This window comes from Stappia indica, assembly GCF_020177335.1.
GTDB lineage: Bacteria > Pseudomonadota > Alphaproteobacteria > Rhizobiales > Stappiaceae > Stappia > Stappia indica_B.
In genome coordinates this window covers 909,609-927,857 of record NZ_JAIVMG010000001.1, presented here as the reverse complement: position 1 = coordinate 927,857, position 18,249 = coordinate 909,609, and the positions used below count along the sequence as shown (strand labels likewise).

The window sequence follows — 18,249 nt, the reverse complement described above, 5'->3', positions numbered from 1 at the left end:
TCTCAGGCCCTTGTTCGCGCTGCGGCAGGCGGTGCAGTGCAGGCGCGTGCCCGCATGAGCGAGGATGCCGGAAATGCACCACGGAGCAGGGTCGGAGGCGCTTGGGTAACGGGCATTGCCGCCGGGGCGCTGGCGGTGGCCGCGCTTGTCACCGCCGTCTGGATGCGCGGCGAGGCACGGCGCGGGCCAACGGTGATCCAGCCCTCCGTTGAAGCGCCAGTGGGCGCCGATCCGCTGGCAAACCTGCCGGAGACCGACCGGCAGCGGCTGACCCGCCCGGAACTGGACCGGCCGGCGACGTTCAAGCGGATGTTCATGGGCAAGCCGGAGGCTTTGTGCACGGAGCTGACCGGGCTTGGCGTGCCGATGTCGGACTGGCGGCCGGATCCGCTCGTGCCCGGCGCCTGGTATTGCGCCAGCGATCTTGTCGCCATCGGCGCGCCCGGAGCCGATGGGCGCAGCTCCTCCCTGTTCGTCAACCTGCGTGGGCTGGACAAGGCGGTGCTCGGCAGCGTGCGGATCAAGCTGAACGGCGACAACCCACGCTCCGCGTCCCTGGCGCGGGCGGCGCTGCTGCGCGTCTTGGAAGCGGTGGGCGCGCGCTACGGCTGGCCGCTGCCGGCGGCGCTGCGACAGGCGGTGGAGCGCGGCCACCCCTTGCGGCTTGTCGAACATGGGGTGGATATCAAGGTGCTGCCGGAGGATCCGCGCCTGATCGATGATGCGGCGAACGTGCGGCGTCTCAATGTGATCCTCGACTTCCCGACTGTCGACCTTCTGGCGCCGGCGGAGCTGTTCGCGCCGTTTGCCTGGAAGCCGGATCGGCGTCAGCGCGGCCCGCGTCCGCAGGTCGCGCCCTTCGCCGTGCCCTCTCCGGAGGCTCCGGTTACGGAAGCGGAATGAACTCCGTCTCGTCGCCCGGCACCGTGTCGAAGCGGCGTTGCTTCCAGTCCTCCTTCGCCTGGTCGATCCGCTCTTTCGAGGAGGAAACGAAGTTCCACCAGATATGCCGGGGCCCATCCATCGGTTCGCCGCCAAGCAGGAGGAACCGCGCCGGACCGGCGGCAGCGGTCACGGTAATCGCATCACCGGGCTTGAAGACGAGAAGTTGGCCGGCGCCGAACCGTTCGCCGGAAATCTCCACCTCGCCCTCCACCGTGTAGAGCGCCCGCTCTTCATGGGTGGCATCGATGGGGATGCTGCGTCCGGCCTCCAGCGAAATATCGGCGTAGATGGTCTCCGAGGCGGTCTTCACCGGCGAGCGCGCGCCGTAAAGCTCCCCGGCAATGACCCGCACGCTGGCGCCGTTGTCGCTCAAGAACGGCAGGTCCGCGCGGCCCACATGCTCGAAGGTTGGCGCGGTTTCCTCCGCGTGGCTGGGCAGCGCGACCCAGCTCTGGATGCCGAAGATCCTGCGCCGGGTCTTGCGCCGCGCAGGATCCTCCCGCTCGGAATGGACGATGCCTTTGCCGGCACTCATCCAGTTGAGGTCGCCCGGCCGGATCGGCAGGTCCGAGCCGAGGCTGTCGCGGTGGTGGATCTCGCCGTCGAACAGATAGGTGACGGTGGCCAGGCCGATATGCGGATGCGGGCGCACGTCGATGCCGCCGGTCTCCAGGAATTCCGCCGGTCCCATCTGGTCGAAGAAGATGAACGGCCCGATCATCTGCCGCTTCGGCGAGGGCAGGGCACGGCGCACCTCGAACCCGCCAAGGTCGCGCGCACGCGGCACGATGATCGTATCAATCAGGTCGCAGGCGCCGGCATCGCCCGGCTGCGGGTCAAGATCGGGCATCCAGGTCATGGTTTTTCTCCCCATGAGAGCGGTTTGGCGTCTCGCAATTTGCACCTGATCCAAACATAATGCGGGCGCGCGCCGCGAGAAGACAAGCATCCGGCGACAGACTGTCTTCGGTCGGCGGACAATCCACCCGGCGGCGGACGGTCGAGGGTTTCGTTTGTTCCTTCCGCTGCGGCGGGCGTTCCTGAAGAGAGTTTCCACCTTCATGCTCAATGTTCTTCTGATCACCGCCGACCAGTGGCGCGGCGACTGTCTCGGGGCTGCCGGTCATCCGCATGTGAAGACGCCGAACATCGACGCGCTGGCGCGTCAGGCGGTCTATTTCAAGAACCACTTCTGCCAGGCCGCGCCCTGTTCGCCCGCCCGGGCCTGCCTCTACACCGGCCTTTACCAGATGACCAATCGGGTGGTGCGCAATGGCACGCCGCTCGATGCCCGTCACGACACCATCGCGCTGGCCGCCCGGCGCGCCGGCTATGACCCGACCCTGTTCGGTTATACGGACCAGTCGGTCGATCCGCGCACCGTGTCGGGGGACGATCCGTGGCTGCGCACCTATGAGGGCATCCTGCCGGGCATGAGCGTGCGGGTGCGGGTGCCGGAGGATCACGGCCCCTGGCTTTCCTGGCTGGAGAAGGGCGGGCGCAAGCTGCCGGAACGCCGCCAGGATGTCTGGCTGCCGGATGGCGCGCCGGCCGATCCGCCTTCCGGCAAACCGCCGCATTATGGCGCGGAGGAGACCGAGACCGCGTTTCTTGTCGGAGAATTCCTGCGCTGGCTCGGCGAGGTCGAGGCCTCGCCTGCGGCCACCGCCCGGCCCTGGTTCGCCCATGTCAGTTTCATCCGCCCGCATCCGCCCTTCATTGTGCCTGAGCCCTATGCCTCCATGTACGATCCGGCGGAAGGACCGGCGTTTCGCGGTGCGGCCAGCCCGGACGAGGCGGCGGCGGTACATCCGTTCCTCGCCTATTCCATCGACAAGCAGGACAAGGCCGATTTCATCTGGGGCGCGGAAGGCAAGACCCGCGACTGGGACGAGGCGACCCGGCGGCGGATCCGGGCGACCTATTGGGGCATGGTCTCGGAGGTGGACGCCCAGATCGGCCGGATGATCGAGGGGCTGAAGGCGCAAGGGGTCTGGGACAACACTTTGGTGGTGCTGACCTCCGACCACGGCGAGATGATGGGCGACCATCAACTGTTCTCCAAGCTCGGCTTTTACGACCAGAGCTTCCACATTCCGCTGGTGGTGCGCGATCCGCGTAAGGAGGCCGGGCATGGACGGGTGGTGGAGGCCTTCACCGAATCCGTCGATGTCATGCCGACGGTGCTGGAGGCGATTGGCGCCGGCTATCCGGGCTGGATCGACGGCCGGCCGCTGACCGCGTTCCTCGACGGCGAGACACCGGCCGACTGGCGCGATGCGGTGCATTGGGAATACGATTTCCGCGAGGTCGCGTCCGGCGCAGCGGAGGCCGCGCTGGGCCTGCCGATCGACGCCAGCGGCATGGCGGTGATCCGCGATGCGGATGTCAAATACGTGCATTTCAGCGGGTTGCCGCCGCTCTTGTTCGATCTGGCCGATGACCCGAATGAGACCCGCAATGTGGCCGACGATCCGGCCTATGCCTCGGTGCGGCTGCACTATGCGGAAAAGATGCTGGCCTGGCGCGCGCGCCATCTCGACAAGCGGCTGACCGGCATCGAGCTCACCGAGGAGGGGCCGGTGGACGCGCGGGCGGATCAGAGCTGACGCAGGCTCTGGCGCGGCTTGACGTTTCGTGAAAACGCGCAAGCCGTGCCAGTCCGGAACCGTTCGTCAGATCGTGCCGCCCAGTTCGGCGCCGAGATCCTGCAGCTCCTTGCCGCCGGCCATCAGGTTCTGCAATGCGTCGATGGTGATCTCGTCCTTGCCGTGGGTGCCGAGCGTCTTGCCCCGGTTCAGCACCGTGAACCGGTTGCCGACCGCATAGGCGTGGCGCACGTTGTGGGTGATGAAGATCACCCCGAGCCCCTTGGCCCGCACCTGGTTGATGTATTTCAGCACCATCGAGGTCTGGGCCACGCCGAGCGCCGAGGTGGGTTCGTCTAGGATCAGCACCTTGGCGCCGAAATAGACCGCCCGGGCGATGGCGACGCATTGCCGTTCGCCGCCGGACAGGGTGCCGACCGCCTGTTGCGGATCGCGCACGTCGATGCCGATGCGGTGCATCTCGTCGCGGGTCACCTGATCCGCATGGGCCATGTCCATGTATTTGAACGGCCCCACGCCCTTCAGCGGCTCGCGACCCATGAAGAAATTGCGGGTGATCGACATCAGCGGGATCATCGCCAGATCCTGGTAGACCGTGGCGATGCCCGCATCGAGCGCCTCGCGCGGGCTGCCGAAGGACACCGGCTTGCCATCGACCAGGAAGCTGCCGCCGGTGGGCGCGTGCACGCCGGACAGGGTCTTGATCAGGGTCGACTTGCCGGCGCCATTGTCGCCGAGCAGGCACAGCACTTCGCCGGAATGCACCTTCATCGACACGCCGCCAAGAGCGATGACAGAGCCGAAGTGCTTGACGATGTCGCGCACCTCGATGAGCGGTGTGCCGGTTTCGCTGGTTGTCTGGGTCTCGGTCATGGCCTCAGCGCTCCCCCGTCGCCCGCTTGCGGATGAAGTTGTTGAACAGCACCGCCAGCAGCAGCATGCCGCCGAGGAACACCAGATACCAGTCCTGGTCGATGCTGGTGTAGGTCAGGCCGATCAGCACCATGCCGAAGATGATGGCGCCGAAAAAGGCGCCGATGGCCGAGCCATAGCCGCCGGTCAAAAGGCAGCCGCCGATCACCGCGGCGATGATCGCCTCGAATTCCTTCTGGAAGCCCCGGCGCGCATCGGTGGAGCCCGCATCCAGAACGGTGAGGATGGCCACCAGCGCGGCGCAGACGGCGGTGCCCATGAACAGGATGGTCTTGACCCGCCGCACCGGCACGCCGGAATTGCGCGCCGCGTTGGCATCACCGCCGGCGGCGAAGATCCAGTTGCCGAACTTGGTGCGCAGCAGCACCCAGGTGGCGAAGAGGGCAATGCCGACGAACCAGAGGATTTCCACCGGCACGCCGGTGACCTTCGGCGTACCGTTCTTGAACGTGTCGATCCAGCCATTGGCGGCGAACCAGGCGAACAGCCCCTCGAAGGCATCGCCGGAGAAGAAGGTCAGCATCAGGCTGTCGCCGGCCGCTTCCTTGATGCCGCGCAACTGGGTGGCGCCGCCGGTGGCCCATTTCAGGCCGACCAGCGTCAGGCCGCGCAGGATGAACAGGAAGGCGAGGGTGACGATGAAGGAGGGCAGGCCGGTGCGTAGCACGATCTGGCCGTTGAGCGCGCCGATGCCGGCGGCAAAGGCCAGGGTCGCGGCGATGGCGACGACAAGCGGCATGTCCCAGGTGACGAGAACGGTGCCGAAGGCGAGGCCGGCGAAGGCGACCATCGAGCCGACCGACAGGTCGAACTCGCCGCCGACCATCAGGAGCGCGGCGCCAATGGCGAGAATGCCGAGCTGGGCCGCTGGGGCCATGAAATTCATGATGCCGGCAAGGGTGAACATCGCCGGGTTGGCGACGATCAGGAAGAAGCAGGTGACAAGCACCAGGCCGGCCAGGGCGCCAAGCTCGGGCCGGCGCAGCAGCCGCGTCATCGCCGTGGTGCGGATCAGTCGCTCGTCGGGGGCATCCGGAGCGGATGCGGCGAGATTGCCATCGCTCATCTGCGGGCCTCGGTTCTTGGTTCGCCAGAAAGCGGATCGTCAGGGAATGGGCGCGGGACCATGGCCCGCAGCTTCCGAAGAAGCGCGGCCGGTCCGGCTGTTCGCCGGATCGGCGATGCGAAGCGGGGGAAAGCGCGAGCCTTCCCCCGGGGGGCGTCTTAGCGGATGCCCTTGGCGGACAGATCGACCACCTGCGCGGCCTTGTCCTTGGTCACAAGGTTCGGGCCGGAGGGCACATTGCCGCCCGGCATCAGGCCGAAGCGGGCGTTGTTGGCCAGGAACACCACCGGCAGGTAGCCCTGCAGATACTGCTGTTGGTCGATGGCGAAGGTCGCATCGCCGTCCACGAGCGACTGCAGGAAGTTGGCCGACATGTCGAAGGTCGCGACCTTCACGCTGCCGCTCATGCCGCTGTCCTTGACCGCCTGCACCACCGGCTCGCCGGCGAGCGAGGCACCAAGCGCCATGATCGTGTCGATGTCGCCATCGGAGGCAAGCGAGGCCTTCACCTTGGACAGGATTTCCGCCGGATCGTTGGTGGTCGGCAGCACGGTGACGGAGCCGCCGAAGCCATCGGCAAAGCCCTGGCAGCGCTGGTCGAGAGCGAGGTTGCCGACCTCATGGTTGACGCAAAGGCCCTTCTTGCCGCCCATGGAGGCGAGTGCCGCACCGGCCTTCTTGCCCGCGTCATACTCTTCCTGGCCGACATGCAGCAGCGCGCCGAGCGAGGCGGAAACCTGGCTGCCGGAGTTCATCGAGATCACCGGAATGCCGGCGGACACGGCCTTGCGGATGGAATCGCCGAGCGCGTCGCCATCGGGGATCGAGACGATCAGCCCGTCCGGCTCCTGATTGACGGCGGCGTCGATCAACTGGGCCATGGCCACCATGTCGAAGGTTTCCGGCGCCCGGTAGTCGACCGTAATGCTCATGTCCTTGGCGGCCTGGGCCACGCCGTTCTTGACCACCGACCAGAACGGATCGGACGCCTGACCATGGCTGACGACGATGATGTTGATGTCCTCGGCGGCCATCGCCGGCGCCTGCGGCGCGGCTGCGGTCAGGCCGACAACCGCCGCGGCGGTCAGAAAGGGGGCGAACAAACGTTTCATGCGGTTTCCTCCCGATGTCCCCTGGAATGGGGATGACAATGACTTTTCACCTTCCCATCCTGCGCCGCCCCGGACCCGGTCTTGCGGGTTTTTCTTCCCCGGCCGGCTGTGTATGACAGCCATGGCGCAAGCGCGGCGACACATTCGACCCAAAGGTCGGAATGATGCATTCTAAAAATCATCATGTGGAATTTTTATTCCATTTCTGCGGCGGGAGTGTCAAGCTGAAATCCATGACCGGTAAGGGCTCCGGGCGATGACGCCAGGGGCTCGGGTGGTGTTGGGACGGGAACGGGAATGAACGAGACTGACGGAACACCGAGAGACTTCGATACCTTGCGCGCGCTTCTGATCGAGCGGCGCCCGGACATGCCCAAGCGGCTGGCGCAGGTGGCGGCCTTTGCCGTCGACCGGCCGGATGACGTGACCTTCGGCACCGTGGCGGCGATTGCCGAACAGGCCGGGGTGCAGCCTTCGACGCTGGTGCGCTTTGCCCAGTCGCTCGGCTATCAGGGGTTTTCGGAGCTTCAGGATGTGTTCCGCGCCCGCCTGCGCGATCGCTGGCCCGACTATGACGAGCGGCTGGAGGTGCTGCGCCGGCGCAGCGCCGACAGTCAGGGGGCGCATGCCCTGTTCGGCGATTTCGTCGACACGGCGGTGACCTCGCTGATCCGCCTGCGTGACACCATCGAGCCGGCGCGGATGGACGAGGCGGCGCGGCTGATCGCCGGGGCGCGGGCGATCTACCTGCTCGGCCAGCGGCGTGCCTTTCCAGTCTGTTCCTATATGGCCTATGCGCTGGCCAAGCTCGGTTCGCCCACCGTGCTGATCGACAATGTCGCCGGGCTCGGGCCGGAACAGGCGGAGGCCGCCGGACCGGAGGATCTGCTGATCGCCGTCAGCTTCACCCCCTATACCTCCCTGACCGTGGATGTGGCCAATGCCGCCGCCGCGCGCGGGGTTCCGGTGCTGGCTCTGACGGATTCGCCGTTTTCGCCGCTGATCCAGTCGGCAAAGGTGGTGGTGGAGGTGATCGAGGCGGATCTTGGCGCCTTCCGCTCGCTGTCCGGCACCTTGTGCCTGGCGATGGCGCTCTGCGTGGCGGCTGCTGAAATCCGCCGGGCGGAGGCGGAGGAGAAAGGCCCCGCGCGCGCCTGAGGCGCGCGGAGCCGCATTTGCATCTGAAGTCTAGAGCCGCACCGGCTGTCCGCTTTGTGCGGCCGTGGTCGACGCATCGGCCAGAAGCTGGGCCTTGAGGCCGTCCTCGCCATCGGGAGACGGGGCCTTCTCGCCGCGCGCGCAGGAAAGGAAGGCGTCCAGTTCCAGCCGGTAGGCGGCGGCGTAGCGCTCCAGGAAGAACGGCTGTACCGGATCGGCGGTGAAGCCGCCGCCGGTCGCCAGTTCCACGCTGGTCTCGTGGATGTTGCCGGCGCGCAGCAAGCCCTTGGCGCCATGCACCTCGACCCGCTGGTCGTAGCCGTAGGTCGCCCGCCGCGAGTTGGAGATCTGGGCGATCTTGCCGCTCGCGGTGCGCAGCAAGACGGCGGCGGTGTCCACGTCGCCGGCCGCGCCGATTGCCGGGTCGACCAGGCTGGAGCCGACCGCGTGCACCTCGACCGGCTCTTCGCCGAGCAGGAAGCGGGCCATGTCGAAATCATGGATCATCATGTCGCGGAACAGCCCGCCGGACCGTTCGATGTAGGAGACCGGCGGCGGGGTCGGATCGCGCGACAGGATCGTCACCAGTTCCACATCGCCCACCTGGCCCGCGTCGATCCGCGCCTTCAGGCTTGCGAAATTCGGGTCGAAGCGGCGGTTGAAGCCGATGAACAGCGGCACGCCGCTGTCCTCGACGACGGTCATCACCGCGCGGATGCGCTCCGCCGACAGGTCCACCGGCTTTTCGCAGAAGACCGCCTTGCCGGCCCGGGCCGCCTGTTCGATCAGATCCGCATGGGTGTCGGTGGGCGAGGCGATCAGCACCGCGTTGCAATCCGGCGAGGCCAGCGCCGCTTCGGCGGTGACCACCGGCGCACCGACACGGGCCGCCAGCGCGGTTGCTGCCGCGTCCACCGCGTCGGCGATGCCGAAGATCTTCAGATCGCCGCGTTCGCTGGCGCGCGCGGCAAGGTTGCTGGCATGGATCTGGCCGATGCGGCCGGCCCCAATTACGGCGATGGAAAGCACGGGTTGGACCTCGCGAAAGAATGTTTATTCCATATTGACCGATGTATAGAATTCACGTTTCATTCGTGCAAGGGGCCCGGCGCGCGGCCCGGGCAAAAATCGGCTTTTGAACATCTTTCGTCGCCGGGTGATGGCGGCGACCACCGGCGGAAAGGCTTGGCATGACTTCTCTCGGCGTCGGTCTGATCGGAACCGGATACATGGGCAAGTGTCACGCGCTTGCCTGGAACGCGGTCAAGGGTGTTTTCGGCGATGTCGCCCGCCCGCGTCTGGAACTCCTGTGCGAGGTGACGCCGGAACTGGCGCGGGAGAAGGCGGAGGCCTTCGGCTTTGCCCGCGCCACCGCCGACTGGCGGGCGCTGGTCGCCGATCCGGCGGTGGATGTGGTGTCGATCACCACCCCGAACGAGTTCCATCCTGAGATGGCGATTGCCGCGCTTGAGGCCGGCAAGCATGTGTGGTGCGAAAAGCCGATGGCGCCGGCGCTCGCCGATGCGCAGCGCATGAGCGCGGCCGCAGTGGCCTCGGGCCGGGTGGCGCTGCTTGGTTACAACTACATCCAGAACCCGGTGTTTCGCCAGATCGGCCGGTTGCTGGAGGAGGGAGCCATCGGCACCCCGTTCCAGGTGCGCGCGGAGATGGACGAGGATTTCATGGCCGACCCGGAGGCGCCGTTCCACTGGAAAAGCGCTGCGGCCTCCGGCTATGGCGCGCTCGATGATTTCGCCGTGCATCCGCTGTCGCTGATCCAGCGCCTGTTTGGCAATGTCGCCCGGGTGTTCTGCGACATGGGGCGGCCCTACGCGACCCGGCAGGATAAAGGCAATCCGCGTGTCGTGGAGACCCATGACATGGCCAATCTGCTGCTGCGGCTGGAAAACGGCATGCAGGCGAGCCTTCTGGTCAACCGCTCCGCCTGGGGGCGGAAAGGCCGCATCGCCCTGCAGATCTTCGGCTCGAAGGGCTCGATCCTCTACGATCAGGAGCGCATGAACGAGGTCGAGGTCTATCGCGCCGCCGGACCCGAGGCGGAACAGGGCTACACCCGAACCCTGGCCGGTCCGGCGCATGCGCCCTATGGTCAGTTCATTCCCGCGCCCGGTCACGGTCTTGGCTTCAACGATCTGAAGGTGATCGAGTGCCGGGAGTTGATCCGCCTGATCGCCGGGGAGACGGCCACCGCCATCACCTTCGCGGACGGGCTGGCCATTGAACGTACGGTGCATGCGGCGGCGCGGGCGTTTGAAAGCGGCACCTGGCAGGAGGTGGGCTGATCAGCCGTCACCAGAGCGCTGCCGTGCCATCTCGCGCGCCGAGTTCAGCGCCCGGGCTAGCACGGCATCGACCTCAAGACCGCCCATCTGGCTGACATTGAAGCGCATGAACCCGGGCAGGCTGCGGCTGACGCTGAAGGCGTTTCCGGGCGCCAGCACGAGCTCTTCCTTCAGAGCCGCGCGGGCGACATCGGCACCGTCCAACCCTTCGGGCAGACAGCACCAGAGATAGAAGCCGCCGCGCGGCAGGATCCACGGGGTGATGCCGAGCGCGCCAAGCCGGGTCACGGCATCCTTGCGGGCGCGGGCGAGGCGGGTGCGCAAGGCTGCCATGTGCTTGCGGTAGCCGCCGTCCGACAGGACCGAGAAGGTCAGGTCGGTTGCCATCGGGCTCGGGCCGCCGAAACTCGTCGCCACCTGCAGGTCGATCAGCGCGGCAATCCACTCGGGCCGCGCGGCGATGTAGCCGCAGCGCATGGAGGCGGAGAGCGTCTTGGAAAAGCTGCCGATGCGGATCACCCGTTCCAGCCCGTCGAGCGCGGCAAGGCGTGGCGCGGGCTCCGGCTCGAAGGCGGCGAGGATGTCATCCTCGATGATGGTGAGATCATGGTGTGCGGCGAGCATCAGCACCCGGTGCGCGGTCTGCGCCGACAAGGTGGCGCCGGTCGGATTGTGCAGGGCCGAGTTGGTCAGGTAAAGGCGCGGGGCCGCCGTCTCCAGACGTTCGGCAAAGCGCTCCAGGTCCGGGCCTTGCGGGGTGTAGGGCACGGCGACCAGTTGCACCTGATGTGCCCGAAGCAGGGCCTGGAAGTTGAAGTAGCAGGGATCGTCGACCAGCACCGTATCGCCGGGGCGTAGCAGCAGGCGGCAGATCAGATCCATCGATTGCGACCCGGACCCGGTCAGGAGGATCCGGTCGGGGGGAACCTCCAGCCCCTGTTCCAGAAGGTCGCGGGCCACCAGTCGCCGCAGCGCGGCCGGTCCCTGCGCGCTGCCGTAGTCGGTCAGCGTTCCGTCTTCGGCCCGGGCAAGCGTGCGCAGGGCGCGCCGTAGCGATGCGGTCGGCATCCAGTCCGGCGGCAGCCAGCCGCAACCGGGCTTGGGCAACTGCGGATCCGCGTCGAGCGATTGCCGGGAAATCCAGAACGGGTCGATGGCGCGGTCGAACTGCGGCCCGCCGCGCGCGATCCGCAGCGGCTGCGGCGTGTCGCGGACGAAGAAGCCGGAGCCGCGCCGGGCCTGGATCAGCCCCTCGGCGGCGAGCCGGTCATAGGCGTCCACCACGGTCGAGGGCGAAACCCGCATGGTGGTGGCAAAGGCCCGGATCGAGGGCAGGCGCTCGCCCGGCGTCAGCGCCCGTGTCTCGATCTGCTTGCGGATCGCGGTCATCACCGTCTCCGTCCGGGTGCTGCGGTTCATGCTGGTTCCGATCGTGTGGCCCGTTGCGCCAGTACAGTTTGGCAAGATTGTATGGATCTGTCTCTGGTTCCGCCAGCCCGATTGCGCCACACCGTGGGCTCGGCGGACAGGAGTGCGGTCATGCAGTCATCCTTCACGGCCTGGGGCAATGGTCTCCTTGGCGTGCTCATCTTCAGCGGCTCGCTGCCGGCAACCCGGGCGGCGGTCGGTGGGTTCAGCCCGGTCTTCCTCACCTCGGCCCGGGCCGTTTTGGCGGCGCTGATCGGCGGTCTGGTGTTGATCGCTCTGCGTCAGGCGTGGCCACGGCGCGGCGATGTGCTGCCGCTGATGCTGGTGGCGCTCGGCGTTGTCGTCGGTTTTCCGCTGCTGACGGCGATTGCGCTACAAGAGGTCACGGCGGCCCATTCGACGGTGTTCATCGGCCTGCTGCCGCTGGCGACCGCTATTTTCGGCGTGCTGCGCGGCGGCGAGCGGCCGCGCCCGCTGTTCTGGGGCTTTTCCTGCGCCGGGGCGCTGGCGGTGGCGTTGTTCGCCCTGCGCGAAGGCGGCTCGGTATCGCTGACCGGTGATCTGCTGATGCTCGCTGCCATTCTCGTCTGCGGCTACGGCTACGCGGAAGGTGCCAGGCTCGCGCGGCATCTCGGCGGCTGGCAGGTGATCTGCTGGGCGCTGGTCTTCTCGCTGCCGCCGATGCTGGCGCTGGCGCTCCTCACCCAGCCGCCGACCCTGGCCGGCATTGCCGTTCCCGCCTGGATCGGTCTTGGCTATGTCTCGGTGTTCTCGATGCTGGTCGGTTTCTTCTTCTGGTATCGCGGGCTGGCGCTGGGCGGTATTGCCGGGGTTGGCCAGCTTCAGCTGCTGCAGCCGTTCTTCGGCCTCCTGCTGGCCGGCTGGCTGCTTGGGGAGGCGGTGGTGCCGTCGATGATCGCCGTGACCGGCTTCGTCGTTGCCTGTGTCGTCGGCGCGCGCCGCTACGCATAAAAGCTCAGGTCAGGTGAAGCTTGTCCGCTCCCGCTCCACCGCGTTGGCGATGAAATCGGCAACGACGCGCACCCTTCGCATCTCGCGCAAGCTCTCATGCAGCACCAGCCAGTAGCTGCGGGAAATTCGTTTCTCCGGCAGCACCGGGACAAGATCCGGATCGCGCCGGGCGATGAAAGCATGAAGGATGCCGATGCCGGCGCCGGCCCGCACCGCCTCGGTCTGGCCGAGCGCCGAGGCGATCTCGAACCGGGGGCGGAACGCCCGGTCGATCTCATCCGCATAGGCAAGGGCGGAGGCGTAAACCAGATCCTCCACATAGCCGACCAGCGCATGCGCGCGCAGGTCCTGCGCCGTCTCCGGCATGCCCGCCCGTTCCAGATAGGCCTTGGAGGCATAAAGCCCGAGGCTGTAGTCGACCAGCTTGCGGGCGACCAGCCGGCCATGTTCCGGTCGTTCGACGGTGATGGCGATATCCGCCTCGCGCCGCGACAGCGACACGGCCCGGGGCACCGGCACCAGTTGCAACGTCAGATCCGGATGCCGCGCGGCCAGCGTGCCGAGCCGGGGGGCGAGAAAGGCGACACCGAAGCCGTCCGGCGCGCCGATCCGCACCGTGCCGGAAATGGCGATGTCGCCGCCGCCGATATCGGCCCGGGCGCCGAGCATCTCCGCCTCGATCCGTTCAGCCGTTGCCCGGAACCGCTCGCCCGCAGGGGTAAGCAGGGACCCGGTGGTGCGCCGGTCCACCAGCTTCACCGCCAGATCCTCCTCCAGTGCCGACAGCCGCCGGGCGACCGTGGCATGATTGACCCCAAGCGCGCGGGCGGCGGCCAGGAGCTGGCCGGCGCGGGCCACCGCGAGGAAGATGCGCAAGTCGTCCCAGTTCATGAAAGAGTGCCTGTCGGTTCAACGATATCGAGGATGCGACTATAATTTACGCACAACGGTTGCGGCAATGCGTCTATTGCGAAAGACAAAAAACGAAGGCATCAACATGGGGTCGCCTCGGCATGTCGCGTGACATGCGGGGCACGAGAATTTGCAAGCCGTCCGGGCGATCCGACCGGGATGGAGACAGGGAGAGAGCGATCCATGGAAACGATTGGACATTTCATCGGCGGCAAGCATGTTGCCGGCACGTCGGGACGGTTCGCGGATGTCTACAATCCGGCGACCGGTGAGGTTCAGGCCAAGGTGGCGCTGGCGAGCAAGGACGAGCTGCGCGCAGCGGTGGAGAACGCGGCGGCGGCACAGCCGGCCTGGGCCGCGCAGAACCCGCAGAAGCGCGCTCGCGTTCTGATGAAGTTCGTCGATCTGCTGCACCGCGACATGGACAAGCTGGCCGAGGCGCTGAGCCGCGAGCATGGCAAGACCATCCCGGATGCCAAGGGCGACGTGATCCGTGGCCTTGAGGTTGCCGAGTTCTGCATCGGTGCGCCGCATCTGCTGAAGGGTGAGTTCACCGAGGGCGCCGGCCCGGGCATCGACATGTATTCCATGCGCCAGCCGCTGGGTGTCGTTGCCGGCATCACGCCGTTCAACTTCCCGGCGATGATCCCGATGTGGAAGTTCTGCCCGGCGATTGCCGCCGGCAATGCCTTCATCCTGAAGCCGTCGGAGCGCGATCCGTCCGTGCCGATGATGCTGGCCGAGCTGATGCTTGAGGCCGGTCTTCCCGCTGGCATCCTCAATGTCGTCAACGGAGACAAGGAAGCGGTCGACGGCGTGCTCGACGATCCGGACATCATGGCGGTCGGTTTCGTCGGCTCCACGGCGATTGCCGAGTACGTCTATTCGCGTGGCTGTGCCAACGGCAAGCGGGTGCAGTGCTTCGGCGGTGCCAAGAACCACATGATCATCATGCCGGATGCGGACATGGATCAGGCCGCCGATGCGCTGATCGGCGCCGGCTATGGCGCCGCAGGCGAGCGCTGCATGGCGATTTCCGTCGCCGTTCCGGTGGGCGAGGCTGCGGCCAACGCGCTGATGGAGCGACTGATCCCGCGGGTGGAAAACCTGAAGATCGGACCGTACACCGCTGGCAACGATGTCGACTTCGGTCCGCTGGTCACGGCGCAGGCGCGCGAGCGCGTGCTCGGGCTGGTGGAGCAGGGCATCAAGGACGGCGCAACGCTCGCGGTCGATGGCCGCGACTTCACCATGCAGGGCTATGAGAACGGCTACTTCATGGGCGGCTGCCTGTTCGACAATGTCACCAAGGACATGTCGATCTACAAGGACGAGATCTTCGGCCCGGTGCTGTCGGTGGTCCGCGCCAAGGATTATGCCGAGGCGATCGATCTGCCGATGAGCCATGAATACGGCAATGGCACCGCGATCTACACCCGCGATGGCGACACCGCGCGCGACTTCGCCAGCCGCATCAACATCGGCATGGTCGGCATCAACGTGCCGATCCCCGTGCCGCTCGCCTACCACACCTTCGGTGGCTGGAAGCGGTCCGGCTTCGGCGATCTCAACCAGCACGGCCCGGATGCGTTCCGCTTCTACACGCGAACCAAGACGGTCACCTCGCGCTGGCCGAGCGGCATGAAGGAAGGCGCCGAATTCGTCATTCCGACGATGAAGTGAGCCCCGGTCCGGCCCGCCAGGGCCGGATCGATCATGCCGGTGGCATGATCGAAGGGGCGAACGCGGTCGAGGGTAAGCGGGCGTCAGCCCGCGCCCGGACCGCCAGCCGGTCGGGCCCACAAGATCAACCCGTCCCAGCCCTTTCCGGGACGGGCGAGTTGATCGCTCAAGAAAGGGCCGGATCGATCATGCCGGTGGCGTGATCGAAGGGGCGAACGCGGTCGAGGGTAAGCGGGCGTCAGCCTGTCCGAAATACGAGGACGAAGCCCCTGTGGGCGTCCTCCCGGACGCAGCAAAGCGGCGAGCCGGGATCGGCGAGGCACGGCCTGTCGGCTCCAGCCCTATGAAAACGCGAGTCTTTCGGCTCCCCGATCCCGGGTCGCGCCAAGGCTTGCCCGGGATGACGCGGGAGGGAGTTCCTTACCTTGTGGTGACACGTAAAACGTGACGCCATCGTACCAAGTCTACCCGGTTCGGGTGATCCGGATCAGAGGGTGGGAGCGCATGCTCCCGCCCTCTTTGCGTTTTGTTTGGCGGTGCAACATCGGGTTTGCGCTTCGTCGTTACGGAGGTTACGTTCAGGTCAATCGTGCGCGAGGATGGCGTTCGGAAGGATAAAACAGGTGAGGGATCAATGACGCAGCGTGAAGTGGTTCTTGTGTCGGGCGTGCGCACGGCGATTGGCAGTTTTGGCGGTTCCCTGAAGTCCGTGCCGCCCTGCGAGTTGGCCGGCAAGGTGACGGCGGAGGCCATTCGCCGCTCCGGGGTCGGGGCGGAAGAGATCGAGCATGTGGTGTTCGGGCATGTGATCAACACCGAGCCGCGTGATATGTATCTGGCCCGGGTTGCCGCCGTTGACGCCGGCATTCCGGTCGAGACGCCGGCGCTGACGTTGAACCGGCTGTGCGGATCTGGCGCGCAGGCGATCGTGTCCGCCGCCCAGTCGATCCTGTTGGGCGATGCCGATATCACTCTGGCCGGCGGCGCGGAATCCATGAGCCGCGCACCGTTCTCCAGCCCCGGCGCCCGTTTCGGCGTCAAGATGGGCGATGCGGTGATGCATGACATGATGCTCGGCGCGCTGAACGATCCGTTCGGCGGTGGCCATATGGGCATCACGGCGGAAAACGTGGCCGAGCGCTACAACATCAGCCGCGAGGCCCAGGACGCGCTGGCGGTCGACAGCCAGCACCGGGCCGGGATCGCCATTCGCGACGGGCGCTTCAGCGAGCAGATCCTGCCGCTGGATGTGAAGGTGGGCCGTAACACCATCAAGTTCAACACCGACGAGCATGTGCGCGCCGACACCTCGCCCTCGACGCTGAGCGCCCTGCGCCCGGTGTTCCGCAAGGACGGCTCGGTGACCGCTGGCAATTCCTCCGGCCTGAACGACGGCGCTGCGGCGGTGGTGCTGGCCGACCGGGAGACGGCGAAGCGGCGTGGACTGAGGCCGATGGCCCGGCTGATCGGCTATGCCCATGCGGGCGTGGCGCCGGATGTGATGGGCATCGGCCCGATCCCGGCGGTGCAGAAGCTGCTGCAGAAGACCGGCATGAGCCCGGCGGATTTCGACGTGATCGAATCCAACGAGGCGTTCGCGGCGCAGGCCTGTGCGGTGATGCGGGAGCTGGGCTTCCCCTCTGACCGGGTCAACCCTAATGGCGGGGCCATCGCGCTTGGCCACCCGGTCGGCGCCACCGGCTGTATCATCACGGTGAAGACCATGTACGAGCTTGAGCGTACCGGTGGGCGCTACGGCCTCGTCACCATGTGCATCGGCGGCGGTCAGGGCATCGCCCTGGCGCTGGAGAACCTCAGCGCGGCCTGATGGGCGTGGCGGCGCCCGCTTGCGCGGGGGGAGGGGCGCCGCCGGTCCTTCGATGGTCGGATGTCATAGCGGAGTAGCTTTCGTGATCAGATCCCTTGCCGCGGCGCTGGTTGCCGGTGCGTGTCTTGTTGCCGGTGCCGTGCGTGCCGAGGAGCCCGCGCCGCCCTCGTTCACTCTGGCCGGCGAGGCCGGGCATCCGCTTGTCGGGCGCATCTGGTCGGTGGCGGACAAGAGCTTCATCACGCCGAAGGAGGTCTCCCGGGCGGCGGTCGCGGCGAGCTTCGTCCTTCTGGGCGAGATCCATGACAACCCGGATCACCACGCGCTTCAGGCCTTTGTCCTGTCCGCCGTCACCGCCTCGGGTCGCAAGCCGGCGGCGGTGCTGGAGATGCTGCCCGGTGATCGTCAGGCGCGGATCGATGACTATCTGGCGGAAAAGGAACCGACGCCGGACGGGTTCGGCGCGGCGGTCGGCTGGGCGGAACTCGGCTGGCCCGATTATCGCATTTATCAACCGGTGATCGCGGCGGCGATGGAGGTCGACCTGCCGATCATCGCCGGGGACGTGCCGAAGAAACAGCGTGTGGAGGTCAGCCGCGACGGGTTTTCCAGCCTCGGCGAGGAGGCGCTTGCCAAGATGGCGCTCGACCAGCCGCTGGGGGAGGCCGCCGACGCGCGGCTGTTGCAGACCCTCTTTGAGGGCCATTGCGAAATGATGCCCAGGGAAGCGCTGGTGCCGATGGCCAATGTCCAGCGTCTGCGCGATGCCGGGCTCGCCAATGCCATGCTGGCGGCGGCGGGCGAAGGGGCCGATGGTGCGGTGCTGATCGCCGGCGCTGGCCATGTGCGTGCCGATCTGGCGGTGCCGCGCTATTTGCGCTGGCGCGCGCCCTCGGCCGGGCTGGTGACCATCGCCTTTATCGAGGTCGCCGCCGGCGAGACGGACCCGGCGGCCTATGCGGTGCCAGAGGATGGCACGGCGGCGCCTTATGATTACCTGTGGTTCACGCCGCGCGGCGCGCGCAAGGATCCGTGCAAGGAGCTGAGCGCCCGCTTCGACAAGCTGGGGAAGAAGAAGCCGAAAGCGGCGGAGTGATCCGCCGGAGCGTGATGGCAGGGCCCCGCCCTTCGCGTCCTCCCGGACGCCGCGCACGCGGCGAGCCGGGATCGGCGAGGCACGGCTTCTCGGATCCTGCCGATTGAAAACGCACACCTTTCGGCTCCCCGATCCCGGGTCGCGCTAAAGCTTGCCCGGGATGACGCGGGAGGCGTCTTTGCCCTTCGTCAGCACCCGGACGGC

Annotated in this window: 15 protein-coding genes; 8 read left to right on the top strand and 7 right to left on the bottom strand. The window is 67.0% G+C overall.

Annotation, left to right across the window (positions count from 1 at the left end):
* Positions 1-54: 54 nt before the first annotated feature.
* Positions 55-903, top strand: a complete 849-nt coding sequence (locus LC062_RS04035; RefSeq protein ID WP_224909711.1) for a DUF6030 family protein — start codon at positions 55-57, stop codon at positions 901-903.
* On the opposite strand, the gene LC062_RS04030 is transcribed toward LC062_RS04035, so the two are convergent.
* Complete coding sequence (locus LC062_RS04030; protein WP_224909710.1) at positions 887-1,804, bottom strand: pirin family protein; 918 nt, start codon at positions 1,802-1,804, stop codon at positions 887-889. The two genes, LC062_RS04035 and LC062_RS04030, sit on opposite strands and share 17 nt — an antisense overlap.
* 202 nt (positions 1,805-2,006) lie before the next feature.
* Here LC062_RS04030 and LC062_RS04025 point away from each other — a divergent pair, with 202 nt between their 5' ends.
* Positions 2,007-3,554, top strand: coding sequence for an alkaline phosphatase family protein (locus LC062_RS04025; protein WP_224909709.1), 1,548 nt, complete (start codon positions 2,007-2,009; stop codon positions 3,552-3,554).
* A 66-nt stretch (positions 3,555-3,620) separates the two neighbouring features.
* Here LC062_RS04025 and LC062_RS04020 read toward each other — a convergent pair whose 3' ends face one another.
* The 3 genes from LC062_RS04020 to LC062_RS04010 all read right to left on the bottom strand — a co-directional run bounded on the left by LC062_RS04020 (position 3,621) and on the right by LC062_RS04010 (position 6,665).
* On the bottom strand, positions 3,621-4,427 hold the full coding sequence (locus tag LC062_RS04020) for an ATP-binding cassette domain-containing protein (RefSeq protein ID WP_224909708.1): 807 nt from the start codon (positions 4,425-4,427) through the stop codon (positions 3,621-3,623).
* Positions 4,428-4,431: 4 nt separating this feature from the next.
* Complete coding sequence (locus LC062_RS04015; protein WP_224909707.1) at positions 4,432-5,553, bottom strand: ABC transporter permease; 1,122 nt, start codon at positions 5,551-5,553, stop codon at positions 4,432-4,434.
* A 158-nt stretch (positions 5,554-5,711) separates the two neighbouring features.
* Positions 5,712-6,665: a sugar ABC transporter substrate-binding protein gene (locus tag LC062_RS04010; RefSeq protein ID WP_224909706.1), complete on the bottom strand. Its 954-nt coding sequence runs from the start codon at positions 6,663-6,665 to the stop codon at positions 5,712-5,714.
* A gap of 297 nt (positions 6,666-6,962) precedes the next feature.
* Between LC062_RS04010 and LC062_RS04005 the strand changes: the two genes are divergently transcribed.
* Positions 6,963-7,823: a MurR/RpiR family transcriptional regulator gene (locus tag LC062_RS04005; protein ID WP_224909705.1), complete on the top strand. Its 861-nt coding sequence runs from the start codon at positions 6,963-6,965 to the stop codon at positions 7,821-7,823.
* Between the two features lie 30 nt (positions 7,824-7,853).
* Here LC062_RS04005 and iolG read toward each other — a convergent pair whose 3' ends face one another.
* The gene (gene iolG, locus LC062_RS04000) at positions 7,854-8,852 is read right to left on the bottom strand and encodes an inositol 2-dehydrogenase (RefSeq protein WP_224909704.1); all 999 of its coding nucleotides are present in this window, start codon (positions 8,850-8,852) and stop codon (positions 7,854-7,856) included.
* 161 nt (positions 8,853-9,013) lie between these two features.
* On the opposite strand from iolG, the gene LC062_RS03995 reads away from it, so the two are divergent.
* Positions 9,014-10,126 (top strand): Gfo/Idh/MocA family protein, encoded by a 1,113-nt coding sequence (locus tag LC062_RS03995; RefSeq protein ID WP_224909703.1) that lies wholly within the window; start codon positions 9,014-9,016, stop codon positions 10,124-10,126.
* Here the strand turns inward: LC062_RS03995 and LC062_RS03990 are convergent, their stop codons facing one another.
* Positions 10,127-11,545, bottom strand: a complete 1,419-nt coding sequence (locus LC062_RS03990) for an aminotransferase-like domain-containing protein (protein WP_224909702.1) — start codon at positions 11,543-11,545, stop codon at positions 10,127-10,129.
* Between the two features lie 120 nt (positions 11,546-11,665).
* Here LC062_RS03990 and LC062_RS03985 point away from each other — a divergent pair, with 120 nt between their 5' ends.
* Positions 11,666-12,526 (top strand): DMT family transporter, encoded by an 861-nt coding sequence (locus LC062_RS03985; RefSeq protein WP_224909701.1) that lies wholly within the window; start codon positions 11,666-11,668, stop codon positions 12,524-12,526.
* A 9-nt stretch (positions 12,527-12,535) separates the two neighbouring features.
* Here LC062_RS03985 and LC062_RS03980 read toward each other — a convergent pair whose 3' ends face one another.
* Positions 12,536-13,417 (bottom strand): LysR family transcriptional regulator, encoded by an 882-nt coding sequence (locus LC062_RS03980; protein ID WP_224909700.1) that lies wholly within the window; start codon positions 13,415-13,417, stop codon positions 12,536-12,538.
* A 204-nt stretch (positions 13,418-13,621) separates the two neighbouring features.
* Here LC062_RS03980 and LC062_RS03975 point away from each other — a divergent pair, with 204 nt between their 5' ends.
* From LC062_RS03975 to LC062_RS03965, 3 genes are all read left to right on the top strand, one after another.
* Positions 13,622-15,121, top strand: coding sequence for a CoA-acylating methylmalonate-semialdehyde dehydrogenase (locus LC062_RS03975; RefSeq protein WP_224909699.1), 1,500 nt, complete (start codon positions 13,622-13,624; stop codon positions 15,119-15,121).
* A gap of 634 nt (positions 15,122-15,755) precedes the next feature.
* Entirely contained in the window at positions 15,756-16,949 is a 1,194-nt protein-coding gene (locus LC062_RS03970) for an acetyl-CoA C-acyltransferase family protein (protein ID WP_224909698.1), read from the top strand.
* An 82-nt stretch (positions 16,950-17,031) separates the two neighbouring features.
* Positions 17,032-18,045 (top strand): ChaN family lipoprotein, encoded by a 1,014-nt coding sequence (locus LC062_RS03965; protein ID WP_224909697.1) that lies wholly within the window; start codon positions 17,032-17,034, stop codon positions 18,043-18,045.
* The last annotated feature ends 204 nt before the right edge of the window (positions 18,046-18,249 follow it).